The 15,195-nt window shown below is 66.6% G+C and carries 13 protein-coding genes; 4 read left to right on the top strand and 9 right to left on the bottom strand.

The window, feature by feature from the left end:
* Window positions 1–489 precede the first annotated feature (489 nt).
* On the top strand, window positions 490–963 hold the full coding sequence (locus tag V7787_RS27990; RefSeq protein WP_336090628.1) for a cell wall hydrolase: 474 nt from the start codon (window positions 490–492) through the stop codon (window positions 961–963).
* 183 nt (window positions 964–1,146) lie between these two features.
* The gene (locus V7787_RS27985) at window positions 1,147–1,758 is read left to right on the top strand and encodes a glutathione S-transferase N-terminal domain-containing protein (RefSeq protein WP_336090626.1); all 612 of its coding nucleotides are present in this window, start codon (window positions 1,147–1,149) and stop codon (window positions 1,756–1,758) included.
* A 668-nt stretch (window positions 1,759–2,426) separates the two neighbouring features.
* Here the strand turns inward: V7787_RS27985 and V7787_RS27980 are convergent.
* The 9 genes from V7787_RS27980 to V7787_RS27940 all read right to left on the bottom strand — a co-directional run bounded on the left by V7787_RS27980 (window position 2,427) and on the right by V7787_RS27940 (window position 11,753).
* On the bottom strand, window positions 2,427–2,948 hold the full coding sequence (locus tag V7787_RS27980) for a hypothetical protein (RefSeq protein WP_336090624.1): 522 nt from the start codon (window positions 2,946–2,948) through the stop codon (window positions 2,427–2,429).
* A 288-nt stretch (window positions 2,949–3,236) separates the two neighbouring features.
* Window positions 3,237–4,388 carry a bifunctional 2-methylcitrate synthase/citrate synthase gene (gene prpC, locus V7787_RS27975; RefSeq protein ID WP_336090623.1) on the bottom strand — a complete coding sequence of 384 codons (1,152 nt, stop codon included), beginning with the start codon at window positions 4,386–4,388 and terminating at the stop codon, window positions 3,237–3,239.
* 244 nt (window positions 4,389–4,632) lie between these two features.
* Window positions 4,633–5,520, bottom strand: coding sequence for a methylisocitrate lyase (gene prpB / locus V7787_RS27970; protein ID WP_336090622.1), 888 nt, complete (start codon window positions 5,518–5,520; stop codon window positions 4,633–4,635).
* A 259-nt stretch (window positions 5,521–5,779) separates the two neighbouring features.
* Window positions 5,780–6,862: a suppressor of fused domain protein gene (locus tag V7787_RS27965; protein WP_336090620.1), complete on the bottom strand. Its 1,083-nt coding sequence runs from the start codon at window positions 6,860–6,862 to the stop codon at window positions 5,780–5,782.
* A gap of 125 nt (window positions 6,863–6,987) precedes the next feature.
* Window positions 6,988–8,883: a propionate--CoA ligase gene (prpE, locus tag V7787_RS27960; protein ID WP_336090619.1), complete on the bottom strand. Its 1,896-nt coding sequence runs from the start codon at window positions 8,881–8,883 to the stop codon at window positions 6,988–6,990.
* A 234-nt stretch (window positions 8,884–9,117) separates the two neighbouring features.
* Window positions 9,118–9,774, bottom strand: a complete 657-nt coding sequence (locus V7787_RS27955) for a glycine zipper 2TM domain-containing protein (protein ID WP_336090617.1) — start codon at window positions 9,772–9,774, stop codon at window positions 9,118–9,120.
* Window positions 9,775–9,877: 103 nt separating this feature from the next.
* On the bottom strand, window positions 9,878–10,576 hold the full coding sequence (locus tag V7787_RS27950; protein ID WP_336090615.1) for an alpha/beta hydrolase: 699 nt from the start codon (window positions 10,574–10,576) through the stop codon (window positions 9,878–9,880).
* Window positions 10,577–10,782: 206 nt separating this feature from the next.
* The gene (locus tag V7787_RS27945) at window positions 10,783–11,247 is read right to left on the bottom strand and encodes an NTF2 fold immunity protein (protein ID WP_336090614.1); all 465 of its coding nucleotides are present in this window, start codon (window positions 11,245–11,247) and stop codon (window positions 10,783–10,785) included.
* Between the two features lie 74 nt (window positions 11,248–11,321).
* Window positions 11,322–11,753, bottom strand: coding sequence for an OsmC family protein (locus tag V7787_RS27940; protein ID WP_336090612.1), 432 nt, complete (start codon window positions 11,751–11,753; stop codon window positions 11,322–11,324).
* Between the two features lie 347 nt (window positions 11,754–12,100).
* Here V7787_RS27940 and fusA point away from each other — a divergent pair, with 347 nt between their 5' ends.
* Entirely contained in the window at window positions 12,101–14,149 is a 2,049-nt protein-coding gene (gene fusA, locus V7787_RS27935; protein ID WP_336090611.1) for an elongation factor G, read from the top strand.
* A gap of 33 nt (window positions 14,150–14,182) precedes the next feature.
* Window positions 14,183–15,103, top strand: coding sequence for a tetratricopeptide repeat protein (locus V7787_RS27930; protein ID WP_336090610.1), 921 nt, complete (start codon window positions 14,183–14,185; stop codon window positions 15,101–15,103).
* Window positions 15,104–15,195: the final 92 nt, after the last annotated feature.

The raw sequence follows: 15,195 nt of genomic DNA, 5'->3' as shown, positions 1-15,195 counted from the left end.
GGTGCTCCGGGACTTACCCCTACGGGTGGGGTTCTACTACCCCAGTTGACCCAAAATCCCAGGTCAGACCGAGTCCACGATCGCCCGGAGACGCCAAACGGCGCCCCGCGGCTTTGCTGAATATGCTCGCTCACACAAGTCTGAGACTGGTCGGCACGCTTTGTGCCGGCACAAAGCCTTTCAGAACCAAGCACCTACCGCCTGTTCAGAATAAAAACTCCAACTAAATTAGAAACTTGAAGATAGGCGTTCAGGCACGGTTTGGTTAGCCGTCGCTACCTTGCGCCAACTTTTCCGCCGCCCCCTGCAGAGGCGGCACCCACCACCGCCCCGTAGCCCCATTTGGCTCGGATTCCGGTGACGGGGCAAAAGCGCGCCGCTAGAGCCGCTGCCCTCCCCAGTACGCCATGTCGCCTCACCGCTGTCCCTTTCTCCCGTTTACGGAGACAGACGATCCAGTGCGGCCGACGCAACGGAGCAAGGAGTCATATGAAACTGGCTTGGATCCTGTGGCTAGCCTCCGTGCTGCCGCCGCAAACCGCCGATTCGCTGTGTTTGAGCACCACCGTTTACCTGGAAGCCCGCGACCAGTCCCTGCGCGGCCAGCAAGCCGTCGCCGAGGTCGCCCTGCGCCGTCGCGACAGCGGCCTGTGGGGCGATACGGTCTGCGAGGTCGTCACCGCCAACAAGCAGTTCGCCCCGACCCTGGTCTCGCCGGGCACGCGCCTGAGCAACTCCGAGGCCTGGGCCGAGTCGGTCAACGTCGCCTTGGCGGCCGAGCGCAACTGGGCCTTGCCGGCCGGTCAGCGCAAGGAAATCGTGCCGGGCGCGAGCCACTTCGCCGCGCACGCGATCGCCAGCCCGTCGTGGCGCAATGCGTATCAGGTCGCGACCATCGGCGATCACACCTTCTACAAGGTGCAGAAGCTCAAGCCGCGGCGCGTTGAGCAAGAGCGGGGTTAAGCAAGAGCGGGATCAGGGATTAGGGAACTGGTAGAGAACGGATCGAGTTCGTTTCCTCAGTTCCCCAACCCCCAACATCCAATCCCGTCTTTCGTAACGCTCCGTTGCAGCCAACTCCTTGAGGATACCCAGCAGGTCGGTGATAGTCGCCGACCTGTTTTTCTTATCGAGAGGGGTAAACGGATGAAGCTCTACAGCAAGCCCGGCGCGTGTTCGACCGCCGACCACATCGCCCTGCAGTGGACCGGCGGCGCGTTCGAAGTCGAAGTGCTCGACAAGGACTCGATGAAGGCGCCGGCGTTCCTGGCGATCAATCCGGCCGGCGCGGTGCCGGCGGTGGTCGACGGCGCGTTCGTGTTGACTCAGAACGCGGCGATCATGGGTTACATCGCCGACAACTTCCCGCAAGCGCAACTCGCCGGCGACGGCAGCCCGCAACAACGCGCCGAAGCCGCGCGTTGGCTGGCGTTCGTGAATTCGGATTTGCATCCGGCGTTCAAGCCGATCTTCGGACCGGGCAACTACCATCCCGATCCCGCGCAGGCCGACACGGTGCGCCAACTCGCGCGCGAACGCGTGCGCGCGTTGTACGCGACGGCGGATCAGCGTTTGGCCGATCGTCAGTGGCTGGCCGGTTTCCGCAGCTACGCCGATCCGTATCTGTACATCACCTTGCGTTGGGCCGATTCGGTCAAGGTCGATTTGTCGGGTTATCAGCATTTGGCTGCGTTCAAGCAGCGCATGGAAGCCGATACGGGCGTGCAGGCGGCGTTGAAGGCGGAAGGGTTGCTGTAATTCGGGCGGCGAAGGCGCGACAGCCTTCGTACGACGCGCCCGCCTGAAGAAGCCACGTACTACTCCCCCCTTTGAAAAAGGGGGGCTGGGGGGATTTGCTCTTTCTCCCAACATCACCGCGCCTGCCGCAAATCCCCCGGCGCAGCGACCTCATCGGTTATCCGGTAACGCAAGCGCCAGCCCCCTTTTGCAAAGGGGGCGTCAGGTGCGCGAGAGGGATTTCGATTTCGTCGGCGAAGCCCGCCTCGATCTCCTTCGTACAACGCGCTCCTTCAAAAACGCCACGTACTACTCCCCCCTTTGAAAAAGGGGGGCTGGGGAGGATTTGCTCTTTCTCCCAACATCACCGCGTCTGCCGCAAATCCCCCGGCGCAGCGACCGCATCGGTTATCCGGCAACGCAAGCGCCAGCCCCCTTTTGCAAAGGGGGCGTCAGGTGCGCGAGAGGGATTTCGATTTCGTCGGCGAAGCGCGCCTCGATCTCCTTCGTACAACGCGCTCCTTCAAAAACGCCACGTACTACTCCCCCCTTTGAAAAAGGGGGGCTGGGGGGGGATTCGCTCTTTCTCCCAACATCACCGCGCCTGCCGCAAATCCCCCGGCGCAGCGACCGCATCGGCTATCCGGCAACGCAAGCGCCAGCCCCCTTTTGCAAAGGGGGCTTCTTTATTAGGTGCCGGTAGCGAACCGCGCCTCGATCTCCGCGGCGATGTCGTCCTTGCGCACCTTCGCCAACGCCGCGCTCAAGTCCGGTAGCAACTCCGCCAGCTCTTCGCTGTTGCCGCAACGCTCGATCTTCAGCTGCAGGAAGTAACCGCGCAGCCCCAAATGCTCGCGCACGGTCTCGCTCATCAAGGTGTACAGCGTCTGATAACGCTGCGCCGCATCGGCCGGAACCGCGGCGCCGTTGACGGCCGCCGGCACCGCGAACGCTTCGGCCGGCGTCGGCGCGTGCGCGACCTGGGTCGCGGCCACCGCCGCCGATGAGGCGATCAAACCCATCGTTTCCAGTTGTTCCAAGGCATCGGCCGGACCGTGCAGGCTGGCGATCAGGTCGCGCAGATGGCGCGCGCTGCGGTCGCCGTCGACGATCAGCAGGATCGAGCGCAGCACCGTCGGCAGCTTGCGCGTGCGATGTTGGATCTCATCGCGACCTTCGTTGGTCTTTACCGGAACATCACTGTCGCGCATGGTCTTCCCTCGTATCCGATCCCGTCCCACGACGGATCTCGCTCGGCGCGCCGCGTCGTTGCGGCGATGTGCTCGCGCGCTCGGCCAGCACCGCGTCTTCCCGGCTGGCACCGGACTATGACATTCGATAGCGCGAAGTTTCTGTGTCGTATTCGACGATAGTCGTACACCGACGTACGTCAACCCGCAAACGTCGGATGCAACGAAAAAGGCCAGACATGCGTCTGGCCTCGTTCGCTTGCGTTTTGCGTTTATCCGCGCCGGCGGACCGATGCCGCCATGGCGCGATCAGCGCTGCTCGATTGGCACGTACTGGCGATCTTCCGGGCCGGTGTAGTTGGCGCTGGGGCGGATGATCTTGCCGTCCTCGCGCTGCTCGATCACGTGCGCGCTCCAGCCGGTGGTGCGCGCGATCACGAACAGCGGGGTGAACATCGGCGTGGGGATGCCCATCATGTGGTAGGCCGACGCCGAGTACCAATCCAGATTCGGGAACATCTTCTTGCTGTCCCACATCAAGGTCTCGATGCGTTCGCTGACGTCGAAGAGCACCTGGTTGCCGCCGTCCTTGCACAGCGCGCGCGAGATTTCCTTGATGATCGGGTTGCGCGGGTCGCCGGTGGTGTAGACCGGATGGCCGAAGCCGATCACGATTTCCTTGCGCTCCACCCGGGCGCGGATGTCGGCCTCGGCCTCATCGGCGCTGTTGTAGCGCGAGATGATGTCCATGGCGACTTCGTTGGCGCCGCCGTGCTTGGGACCGCGCAGCGCGCCGATCGCGCCGGTGATGCACGAGTGCAGGTCCGAACCGGTGCCGGCGATCACGCGCGCGGTGAAGGTGGACGCGTTGAATTCGTGCTCGGCGTACAGGATCAGCGACTTGTCCAGCGAGTCGGCCAGCAGCTGGCTCGGCGGCTCGCCGTGGAGCAGGTGCAGGAAGTGCGCGGCGACCGAGTCGTCGTCGGTTTCGCAGTCGATGCGGCGGCCGTTGCGGGTGAAGTGCCACCAGTACAGCAGCATCGAGCCGAAGCTGGCGATCAGGCGGTCGGCGATGTCGCGCGCTTCCGAGGCCGGATGGCCTTCGCGCTCGGGCAGCACCGTGCCCAGCACCGAGCAGCCGGTGCGCAGCACGTCCATCGGGTGCGCGTTGGCGGGCACCAGTTCCAGCGCGTCGGTGACGATCGCCGGCAGGCCGCGCAGGCGCTTGAGCTTGGTCTTGTAGGCCTTCAGTTGCGAGGCGGTGGGCAGCACGCCGTGGACCAGCAGGTGCGAGACTTCCTCGAAGGTCGACTTAGTCGCCAGATCGTGGATGTCGTAGCCGCGGTAGTGCAGATCGTTGCCGCTGCGGCCGACGGTGCACAGCGCGGTGTTGCCCGCGGCGGTGCCGCTGAGGGCGACGGATTTCTTCGGCTTCGGCAGGGTCTGTTGCGTATCGCTCATGGTCCTTCCTCTATTTAGATTGTCTTCTATTCCTTTTTCCCTCTCCCGCTTGCGGGGTGAGGGGACGCGGCTTGCGAGCCACCGGCTCGCGCGTCCGCGAACGCCCAAACGCTATGCGTTTGGGCCGGGGCGGCGATGTTGGAACACGAGCGACGTCTGCTTGCTGTTCGCTGGCACGTCGCCTCGCTCGCCCTCATCCGGCCCTCCGGGCCACCTTCTCCCGCCGCGCGGGAGAAGGGAGTCATCAACCGCCCTTCTTAGCGAACAACGCGTCGAGCTTCCCCTCAAACGCGTGATACCCAATCCGGTCGTACAACTCCTCGCGCGTCTGCATGCTCTCGACCACGCCCTTCTGATGCCCGTCGCGACGGATCGACTGGTAGACGTTCTCGGCGGCCTTGTTCATCGCCCGGAACGCCGACAGCGGGAACAACTGGATCGCCACGCCGGCCGAAGCCAGTTCGTCGCGGGTGAACAACGGGGTCTGGCCGAATTCGGTGATGTTGGCCAGCACCGGCACTTTCACCGCGTCGACGAAGCGGCGGTAGGTCGGCAGGTCGTAAGCGGCTTCGGCGAAGATGCCGTCGGCGCCGGCTTCGACGCAGGCGATGGCGCGCTCGATCGCGGCGTCGACGCCGTCGACCGCGATCGCGTCGGTGCGCGCGATCAGGAAGAAGTCCGGATCGGTCTTGGCATCGGCCGCGGCCTTGACCCGGTCGGCCATTTCGCCGGCCGAAACGATTTCCTTGCCCGGACGATGGCCGCAGCGCTTGGCGCCGACCTGGTCTTCGATGTGGCATGCGGCCGCGCCGGCCTTGATCAGCGACTTGACCGTGCGCTCGATGTTGAACGCGCTCGGGCCGAAACCGGTGTCGATGTCGACCAGCAACGGCAGATCGCACACGTCGGTGATGCGGCGCACGTCGATCAGCACGTCTTCCAGCGTGTTGATGCCCAGATCCGGCAAGCCCAGCGAACCGGCGGCGACGCCGCCGCCGGACAGGTAGATCGCGCGATAACCGGCGCGCTTGGCCAGCAGCGCGTGGTTGGCGTTGATCGCGCCGATGACCTGCAACGGCGATTCTTCTTTGAGCGCGGCGCGGAACTTCGCGCCAGCGGAGGTAAGGGACATCGAGGAGCTCCGGGTGGCCCGGTCGGGGCGATCCGGACATTTTAACCCGCGCGGCGGACCGGCCGATGACGGCGGTTTCGGCCTAGGCGCGCGCGGCCGCGGGCGCAAGTGCCTGAATGCGCAAAGTCCAGCAAAATCCGCGAGTTCAACGCGACCCGGATCGCTGTCCGCGGCGTCGGCCGCTGCCCTAGCCGCCTCGGCGCAGGCAGCAGCGGCGCGCGGTGTGCGCGAGCCCGGGGCGGTGGACGCCCCGCCCGGTTCAGCCGATCACCCGCTCCACGCTGCCGTCCTGCGCGCGGATCTCGGTCTTGCGCACTTGCATCCGCAGGGTCGGGAAACCCTCGACCTCGTACACGCCTTCCTGCGCGCGCAGGCGCGAGATCATGCTGCGCAGGGCGCGATCGTCCAGACGCACACGCAAGCCGCCGTCGACCGGTTCGGCGCTGTTGTGCGTACCGGCTTCGAAGGTGACCCGCGCATCGGGCCCGACCACATTGAAGGCATGGCCGAACGGCAGCCGCAGCGGCAGCAGCGCCAGCAGTTCGCCGATCTGACGCGCGCCGATCGACACCTCGGTGATCGGCGCGCGCAACAAGCGCTTGTGTTGCTCCCACGCCAGCTGATCGGTGTAGATCATGCCGACCGAGGAACCGTCGCGCGCCGAACCCTCGGCCAGGCGCGCGGCGATGTCCGAATCGGCCAGCAGCGAGCCGCGCTCCAGGTCGGTGGTCCACAGCGGCAGATAGTCTTGGAACACGTCCAACACTTTCAGGGTGGACCAGCGCTTGAGCGCGAACTCTTCCTCGTTGGTCAGACCGACCATCTGCAGGAACTCGACCCGTCCGTTCTCGGTGTCGATCGGCGGCAGTTCCGGATCCAGCACGAAGGCGACCGAGCGGATCGCGCTGTCGCTGTCGGCGGCGATCGGCCCGTTGGCGTTGAGGTAATGCCCGGCATGGAACGGGTGGCCGCTTTCGAACACGTAGCGCGCCAGGTTCTGCAGGAAGTTCAGCGCCCAGGTCGGCGGTTCTTCGCTGTCGTCGGGATCGGCCAGACGGAAGGTCAGTTCGAAGCCGTAGCCGCTGACCTGCGGGTCGTCGGATTCTTTCTCGTACAGCTCGCTGAAACCGTAGGTGACGAAGTGCCAGTGCGGCACCGGGGTGATGCGCTTGTAGGCGCTGATGCCCGGCAGCGGATCGGCGCCGCCCAGGGCGAAGCCGATCAAGGTGCCGTAGTGCTTGGGCGCCTGCCGCGGGTAGATGCGGTTCAGCGCGTGGTTGATGGCGTCCCAGCCCGGTGCGCGGTCTTGCGCCGCGCCTGATTCGGCTTCGGGATGTTGCATTGCGCGTTCGCCTCTCGGGTGCGATCTCGGATCGGATCGGGCGCGGTTACCCGCCCCAGTGCGACGATGCTAACGCGGTAACCGGAAAAAGACGTCAAAGCGCACACTCGGTGATTAAGCGTGAGTCAGCCGCCGGCGTCGGCGCCGCGCTCCAACGCGCGCCGAACTTCGTCCAATGCGCCGGGATCGTCCAGGGTGGACAGATCGCCGGGATCGCGGCTTTCGGCCAGGGCCTGGATCGAGCGCCGCAGCAGTTTGCCCGAACGGGTCTTCGGCAACGCGTTGACCACATACACCCGCGCCGGACGCGCCACCGCGCCCAATTGCCGGACCACGCATTCGCGCATGCCCGCCGCGGCCACTGCCGCGTCCTGCTCGCCGCTGGGCTTGAGCGTGGCGAACACCACCGGCACCTGGCCCTTGAGCTCATCGTGCACGCCGATCACCGCCGCCTCGGCGACGCTGGTGTAACTGGCGACGGATTCCTCGATCTCGCGCGTGCCCAGGCGGTGGCCGGCGACGTTGATGACATCGTCGGTGCGGCCGAGGATGAAGGTGTAGCCGTCGTCGTCGCGGATCGCCCAGTCCAGCGAGCTGTACAGCAGTTCCTTGAAATGGCCGAAGTAGCTCGACAGGAAACGCGCGTCGTCGTTCCACACCGTGGTCATGCAGCCCGGCGGCAGCGGCGGCACGATCACCAGCACGCCCTTCTCGTTGGGGCCTACGTCGCGGCCGCTGGCTTCGTCGATCACCCGCAGGTGGTAGCCCGGCGTGGGCAAGCCGGGCGAGCCGAATTTCACCGGCTGCAAATCCAGTCCCGGCATCAGCGACAGCACCGGCCAGCCGGTTTCGGTCTGCCAGTAGTTGTCGATGATGGTTTTGCCGATGCCGTCGGTGATCCAGTGCGCGGTCGGCTCATCCAGCGGTTCGCCCGCCAAAAACAGCCACTGCAGTTGCGACAGGTCGTGTTTCTTCAACCAGGCCGGATCCTGCTTCTTGAGCACGCGGATGCCGGTCGGCGAGGAGAACATGGTGCGCACGTGGTATTGCTCGCAGATGCGCCACCAGATGCCCGGATCGGGATTCGTCGGCAGGCCTTCGTACAACACCGAGGTGGCGCCGGCGATCAGCGGCCCGTAGACGTTGTAGGAATGGCCGACCGCCCAGCCGACGTCGGAGGTGGAAAACATGGTCTGGCCGGCGCGGATGTCGTAGATCGACCACATCGACAAGGCCAGCGCGACCGCGTAGCCGCCGACGTCGCGCTGCACGCCCTTGGGCTTGCCGGTGGTGCCGGAGGTGTAGAGCAGATAGCTGGGTTCGTTGGACTCCAGCCATTGCACTTCGACTTCGGCGCCGTCGTGCTGCGCGCGCAGCGCGGCGTAATCGAGATCGCGGCCGGCGACCACGCAGTGATCGGGATCGAGGCCGCGACCGACGATCAGCACGTGCGGCGGAGGCGACTGCGCCTGCGCACAGGCTTCGTCGACCAGCGGCTTGTACGGGATCACCTTGCCGCCGCGCATGCCTGCGTCGGCGCAGATCAGCAGCTTGGGCGCGGCGTCGTCGATGCGCAGGGCCAGGTTGTGCGCGGCGAAACCGCCGAACACCACCGAGTGGACCGCGCCGATGCGCGCGCAGGCCAGCATCGCGAACACCGCCTCGGCCATGTTCGGCATGTAGATCACCACCCGGTCGCCGCGGCCGACGTCGAGCGATTTCAGCACCGCGGCGAAGGCGTTCACTTCGCGATGCAACTGGCGATAGCTCAGCTCGCGGGTCTGGTTGGTTTCGCTGGAAATCGCGACCAGGGCGAGTTGATCGCCGCGTTCGTCGAGGTGACGGTCGATCGCGTTGTAGCAAAGATTGGTTTGTCCGCCGGCGAACCATTGCCGGAACGGCGGGTTGGAATAATCCAGGATGGTTTGCGGCGGCACGTGCCAGTGGATCGCTTGCGCCTGCTCGGCCCAGAACGCTTCGGGGTGCTCGATCGAGCGGCGGTGGAAATCCTGATAGCGCATACGGCGGTCTCGGCCTGGGACACCCGCCCGCAGGCTAGACCACGCCGGCAACGGATGCGTTACGACCATGGTCTAGGCGCAACGCCGTTGCCGCGACGTGAAGCGCGCGGCGCAAACGAAAACGCCGGAGCCTTGCGGCCCCGGCGTTCACCGGCTCAGGCGAGGCACCGTTCCTTGCCTCGCCATTGCGCCGATACGGCCGCGGGACGGACGCGCCGTCCCGCAATGCTGCCGTCAGTCCGGACGCACGTCCACGCGCACGCGGATGCGGTCGCCGGGGTTGTGGTCGGTGCGGGTGCGGTAGGTCTTGCCGGCGTATTCGTAGGTGACGTCGTACGCGCTGACCGCGCGCTCGCCGCCGCTGGAATAGTAGTTGCCGTTCTGGACCGGATCGCAGACCCGGACCGTGCCGGTGCGCGGCTGCTGGCTGCGCTTGTTCTGCTCGTAGATGCTGCGGCCGGCCATGCCGCCGACCATCGAGCCGATCGCCGAGGTCGCATAGCGGGCGCTGCCGCCGCCGACCTTGCTGCCGAGCACCGCGCCGACGATGCCGCCGACCACGGTCGCGGCGGTGCGGCCGCCTTCGGTGCCGACGCTGCGGCGCTCGCTGCCGTAAGGGTCGTAATAGCTGTCGCCGTTGCCGTAACCGTCGCCGTAGTAGCTGTCGCCCTGCACATAGGCCGGACGCTCATAGCAGCGCGGGCCGCTGCTGACCGGCTGCGAGCTGTAGCTTTCGAACACCGGATCGACCCGGATCACCCGGGCGAAATCGATCTGCGAGCTGTAGCTGGCGTTGCTGGTGTTCTGCGGGTAGCCGTAGGACTGCGCCGAAGCGATGCCGGTGACGGCGGCCAGCGCCAGGCCCAGGGCGGTGACGAGCGAGCGGTTCATGGATGGACTCCGGGCGCCGGGATGGCGCGTTGTGGATCGTCGGGCCGAACCGGTCAACCCGGGCTGAATGCGGCCCGGGCGATGACCCGCGGGGGTGCGGCGTTTACCTCGCCGACAGCCAATCGGCGGCCTGCCCGGCCAGCCGCGCCGCGTCGCGGCCCAGCAAGGGTCCGACGTGGCTGCCGGGGCCGACGATCAGACTGGCGCCGATCGCCGCGGCGAACCGGGCGGTGTGTTGCGCTTCCACGTCGCGGTCCTCGCGCGAGGCGATGCACAGGATCGGACAGGCCGGCGTCGGCGCCTGGACCCCGGCCAGCGCCTGACGCAGCACCGCACCGGATTCGTCGCGCCAGCGCCGCAGCGCGTACAGCGTGGCCGCTTCGTCGGCATCGGGCATCGCCCGGCGGGTCGAGGTCAGGCGCGCTTCGCGCCGCCAGGGCACCACGTCGGGCCAAGTGCGCTCGGCGGCCGAGGGCGGCGCGGTCCAGGGCTTGGGCGGCAGCGGATTGATCAGGATCAGCGCGTCGGCGAGATCGCCGCAGAGCCAGGCCAGCAAGCCGCCGAGGCTGGCGCCGATCGCCGCGCGCGGATGCGGCAGCGCGCTCAACGCCGTGCGCATTTGTTGGCGGTAATCGTCCAGCGTGGTCGCGGCCAGGCCTTGCGCGGCCGGTTGCAGATCCGGCGCATGCGCGGCGATGCCGCGCGCTTGCAGCGCCTCGCGCCAGAGGTTCCATTCCCAGCCGCCGGCGCCGGCGCCGTGGATCAGCAAGGCGTGGTGGGTGGCAGTGCGATGCAGCGCCATCCTCGTGCGCCCTCATCCGCCCTTCGGGCACCTTCTCCCGCAAGCGGGAGAAGGGAGCAATCGGAGCCCCTCTCCCGCTTGCGGGAGAGGGGTTGGGGTGAGGGCAAGCCCGGGGCCAGCGCAGGCTGCCGCGAGTCGCGCGCCCTCATCCGCCCTGTCGGGCACCTTCTCCCGCGAGCGGGAGAAGGGAGGCGAGCGCCGCGGTGTCAAAACACCCGCGCCACCCATTTGTCCTTGATCGTGTCGAACACTTCTTTCTTGTCGATCCGCCATTGCCCGCCCTTCTCCAGCAGATAGTATTTTTTGCGCTGGGAAAAATCGGCCACCGTCGGATGGGTCCAACGGGTTTCGAACACCGCCTTGGCGCCGCTGCGCCGGGAATCGACGATGGGTTCTTGAGCCGGATCGTACTCGGGAGGCCAGCCGACATCCGGCCCGGCCAAGCGGCCGGTCTTGCGTTCCTTCGGGGTCAGAAAGCGCTCGTAGATGAGCACCAGCGGTTGCCTGATCCGTTCCAGATTCTGCTCCAGCCCGCCGTTCCCGCGCTCGGCCAGTTCGTGCGCGGCCACTTCCCACGCATGCATTTGCGCGAAGAACTCGCCGAGCACCGCTTCGGCATCCTGGGTATCGCCCGCACTCATGTCCGCTCCCGTATCCGACTGGCCCGACAAGCGCCGGCAACCACGCGGACGGCCGCCGTCTCAGCGGCGGCGCGTCCGGCCCCACAACAATAGCGGGCTTGGACTCAGACCAGCTTCGCTTCCAGGGTCATCGGCACCGCGCTGAGCGCTTTGGACACCGGGCAGTTGGCCTTGGCGTCTTCGGCGATGGCCTGGAACTTGGCCGCGTCGATGCCCGGCACGTCGGCGGTCAGCTTGAGCCGGATCTGCGACAGCGTCGGGCCGCCTTCCATCGACAGGTCGACCTCGGCGCGGGTGTCGAGCTTGGCCGGCGGATGCCCGGCTTCGGTCAACTTGGCCGACAAGGCCATGGTGAAACAGCCGGCGTGGGCGGCAGCGATCAGTTCTTCCGGGTTGGTGCCCTTCTCATCGCCGAAACGGCTGTTGAAACCGTAGCGGGTGTTGTCGAGCAGGCCGCTCTGCGGCGTGCTGAGCTGGCCGCGCCCGCTCTTGAGATCGCCTTCCCAGTGTGCGGTGGCGTGACGCGAGATTCCCATGATGCGCTCCGTGTGTGAGGGTGAGGGCGGTAGCGTAGCGGCTGAAACGTTAAAGCAGAGGAGTGAGCGCAGAGGAGTGAGGAGTGAGCAAAGGCCGCTATTGCCCTTGCTCACTCCTCACTCCTCCCCGCTCACTCCTCGCTCCTCCATGCCGCAACGCAACACCAGAACCGCGACCCAGTACACGCTCCGGCGCTCGCACTTGACCCCCACCGCCCGCTGCGGGAGTCTGTGGTCCCGGCGCCCCGCCGGCCCGCCATGACCGCCCGCCGAGCGCCACGCTCGGGCGCGCAGCGCGGACAGCCATGACGGCCTTCCCACCCTTACGCATAGGGAGAAGTCCGCTCATGTCCTACAGCACAGAATCGATCCGCAACGTGGCCTTGGCAGGCCACCCCGGCGCCGGCAAAACCACGCTCTTCGAAGCCCTGCTGCAGGCCGGCGGCGCAGTCCAGACGGCAGGCAGCATCGAACGCGGCACCACGGTGTCCGATTTCGATCCGATCGAGAAACAACGCGGGCATTCGCTGGATTGCGCGATCGCCAGCACCGACCATTCCGGCATCCACGTCAATCTGATCGACACCCCCGGCTATCCCGATTTCCGCGGCCCCACCCTGTCGGCGCTGGCGGCGGTGGAAACCGTGGCGATCGTGGTCGACGCCGACAGCGGCGTGGAATACGGCACCCGCCGGATGATGGAACACGCCAAGGCGCGCGGCCTGTGCCGGGCGATCGTGGTCAACAAGATCGATCACGAAGGCGCCGACGCGGCGCGCGTGCTCGACAGCATCCGCGAGACCTTCGGCCCCGAATGCCTGCCGCTGAACCTGCCCGCCGACCGCGGCGCGCGCGTCGCCGATTGCTTCGCGAGCGCGCAGGGCGACAGCGATCTGGGCGCGGTCGGCGACTGGCATCAGAAGATCATCGACCAGGTGGTGGAGATCAACGAGACGGTGATGGAGCATTACCTGGATCTCGGCGAAGGCGGCCTGTCGGGCGAGGAACTGCACGACGCATTCGAGCAATGCCTGCGCGAGGGCCATCTGGTGCCGGTGCTGTTCTGCTCGGCGCGCAGCGGCGTGGGCATCAAGGAATTGCTCGACGCGGCCGAGCGTTTGTTCCCGCACCCGGGCGAAGCCAACGCGCCGCCGTTCCACAAGGGCGTGGGCGAAGACGCGCAGCCGATCCTGGCGGTGCCCAATGCCGCCGCGCATGTGATCGCCGACGTGTTCAAGATCGTCAACGATCCTTTCGTCGGCAAACTCGGGGTGTTCCGGGTGTATCAGGGCACGGTCAAGAAAGACACCCAATTGTTCGTCGACGACGGCAAGAAGCCGTTCAAGGTCGGGCACTTGTTCAAGCTCAAGGGCAAGGACCATGTCGAGATCGATCAGGCGATTCCCGGCGACATCGCCGCGGTGGCCAAGGTCGAGGATCTGCATTTCGATGCGGTGCTGCACGACAGCCACGACGAGGACCATATCCATCTGGCGCCGCTGAATTTCCCGCGGCCGATGTTCGGTCTGGCGGTGGAAGCGGCGAGCAAGGGCCAGGAGCAGAAACTCTCCACCGCCCTGCACAAGCTGTCGGAAGAAGACCCGTGTTTCCAGGTCGAACACGAGACCGAAACCAACGAAACGGTGATCCGCGGCCTGTCGGATCTGCACCTGCGCATCAACATCGACCGGCTCAAGGACAAGTACGGGGTCGAGGTGAAATCGCGTCCGCCGCGCATCGCCTACCGCGAAACCGTGGCCAGCAAGGCCGAAGGCCATCACCGCCACAAGAAGCAGACCGGCGGCGCGGGCCAGTTCGGCGAAGTGTTTCTGCGGGTGGAACCGTTGCCGCGCGGCGGCGGGTTCGAGTTCGTCGATGAGGTCAAGGGCGGGACGATCCCGGGGCAATTCCTGCCGGCGGTGGAGAAAGGCGTGCGCCAGGTGCTGCACGACGGCGCGGTCGCCGGTTATCCGATCCAGGACGTGCGGGTGATCGTCTACGACGGCAAATACCACAGCGTGGACAGCAAGGAAGTCGCCTTCGTCGCCGCCGGCAAGAAGGCGTTCCTGGATGCGATCGGCAAGGCGCGGCCGCAGGTGCTCGAACCCATCGTCGAGTTGGAGGTCAACGCGCCGGAGCAGCACATGGGCGACATCAGCGGCGGGCTGGCCAGCAAGCGCGCGCGGATCAGCGGTACCGACAGCGTACGCGGCGGCGAGATCGTGGTGCGTGCGCAGGTGCCGCTGTCGGAGTTGGAGGGTTATGCGGCGGAGTTGAAATCGGTGACCGCCGGACGCGGCCGGTATTCGCTGGATTTCAGCCATTACGAACCGGTGCCCGGCAACGTTCAACAGAAACTGGTGGAGGCCTACAAGCCCAGGCATGAGGAAGACTGATACTGTGCAGCGGTTTCCACACAGAGCCGCGGCATGGCGTCTACCGATCCGAACGCGCGCGGGCGCTTGTCCGCCCGCGCCTTGCTGGCCTGGGCCGAGCGTTGTCAACATCGCGGCGACGACGAACAAGCGCTGCGCTGGTATCAACGCAGCAGTCGCGCCGATCCGGGTTGGGCACCGCCTTGGTTCGGCATCGGCCTGATCCACAAACATCGCGGCGAATGGCCGCAGGCGATGCAAGCCAATCGCGCCGCGCTCGACCGTCGCGGTGCGCACGAAGGCGCGGTGTGGAATCTGGGCATCGCCGCGACCGCGCTGCACGATTGGCGCAGCGCGCGCGAAGCGTGGCGGCGCTATGGCCTGGAAGTGGAAGCCGGCGAAGGCGCGCCGCAAATCGACTGCGGCATGGCCCCGATACGGCTGGACCCGCACGGGCGCGGCGAAGTGGTCTGGTGCGACCGGCTCGACCCGGCCCGCGCGCGTATCCGCAACGTGCCCTTGCCTGAGAGCGGCCATCGATACGCCGACATCGTCCTCAACGACGGCTCGCCCAACGGCACCCGCCGCGTCGGCGAACGCGAGTACGCGGTATTCGATCAACTTGAGCTATGGCAGGCCTCGCCTTATGCCACCTTCGAGGCCTGGATCGAAACGCCCGACCCCGCAAGCCTGGATGCGCTGGCCGAACGCGCGCACCTGGACGACGGTCAGGTCGAGGACTGGACCCACAGCGTGCGCCACCTGTGCCAGGCCTGCTCGCTCGGCGATCCCGACGCCGACCACGACCACCCGCCGCTGGAACCGGCCAACGACAACGCCGGCGCGCGCTGGGTCGGGCTGGCCGCGCTCGACCAGGCCGGCGCCCAAGCGATGCTGGACGATTGGCTTCACGCCCACCCCGCGGCGCGTCTGCTCGAATTCCGCCAGGTGCTCGCCGCGGGTGTCGCGCAGTGAACACCCACGAGGGCGATAATCGATCGGGACAGCCGCACCCGCTCGCTTGCCGCGCTCACAACCCGCGCGATCTCGCGTTTTTTGACGATGGA

Source organism: Pseudomonas sp. CGJS7 (genome assembly GCF_036961695.1).
This window is presented reverse-complemented; position numbering and strand designations above follow the sequence as displayed.

What these genes read in the sequence shown, in the direction of transcription:
- V7787_RS27950 (WP_336090615.1), bottom strand. Translation starts at nt 10,576, where the DNA reads ATGGCGCTGCATCGCACTGCCACCCACCACGCCTTGCTGATCCACGGC.
- fusA (WP_336090611.1), top strand. Translation starts at nt 12,101, where the DNA reads ATGTCCTACAGCACAGAATCGATCCGCAACGTGGCCTTGGCAGGCCAC.
- V7787_RS27990 (WP_336090628.1), top strand. Translation starts at nt 490, where the DNA reads ATGAAACTGGCTTGGATCCTGTGGCTAGCCTCCGTGCTGCCGCCGCAA.
- V7787_RS27955 (WP_336090617.1), bottom strand. Translation starts at nt 9,774, where the DNA reads ATGAACCGCTCGCTCGTCACCGCCCTGGGCCTGGCGCTGGCCGCCGTC.
- prpB (WP_336090622.1), bottom strand. Translation starts at nt 5,520, where the DNA reads ATGTCCCTTACCTCCGCTGGCGCGAAGTTCCGCGCCGCGCTCAAAGAA.
- V7787_RS27965 (WP_336090620.1), bottom strand. Translation starts at nt 6,862, where the DNA reads ATGCAACATCCCGAAGCCGAATCAGGCGCGGCGCAAGACCGCGCACCG.
- V7787_RS27980 (WP_336090624.1), bottom strand. Translation starts at nt 2,948, where the DNA reads ATGCGCGACAGTGATGTTCCGGTAAAGACCAACGAAGGTCGCGATGAG.
- V7787_RS27940 (WP_336090612.1), bottom strand. Translation starts at nt 11,753, where the DNA reads ATGGGAATCTCGCGTCACGCCACCGCACACTGGGAAGGCGATCTCAAG.
- prpC (WP_336090623.1), bottom strand. Translation starts at nt 4,388, where the DNA reads ATGAGCGATACGCAACAGACCCTGCCGAAGCCGAAGAAATCCGTCGCC.
- V7787_RS27930 (WP_336090610.1), top strand. Translation starts at nt 14,183, where the DNA reads ATGGCGTCTACCGATCCGAACGCGCGCGGGCGCTTGTCCGCCCGCGCC.
- V7787_RS27985 (WP_336090626.1), top strand. Translation starts at nt 1,147, where the DNA reads ATGAAGCTCTACAGCAAGCCCGGCGCGTGTTCGACCGCCGACCACATC.
- prpE (WP_336090619.1), bottom strand. Translation starts at nt 8,883, where the DNA reads ATGCGCTATCAGGATTTCCACCGCCGCTCGATCGAGCACCCCGAAGCG.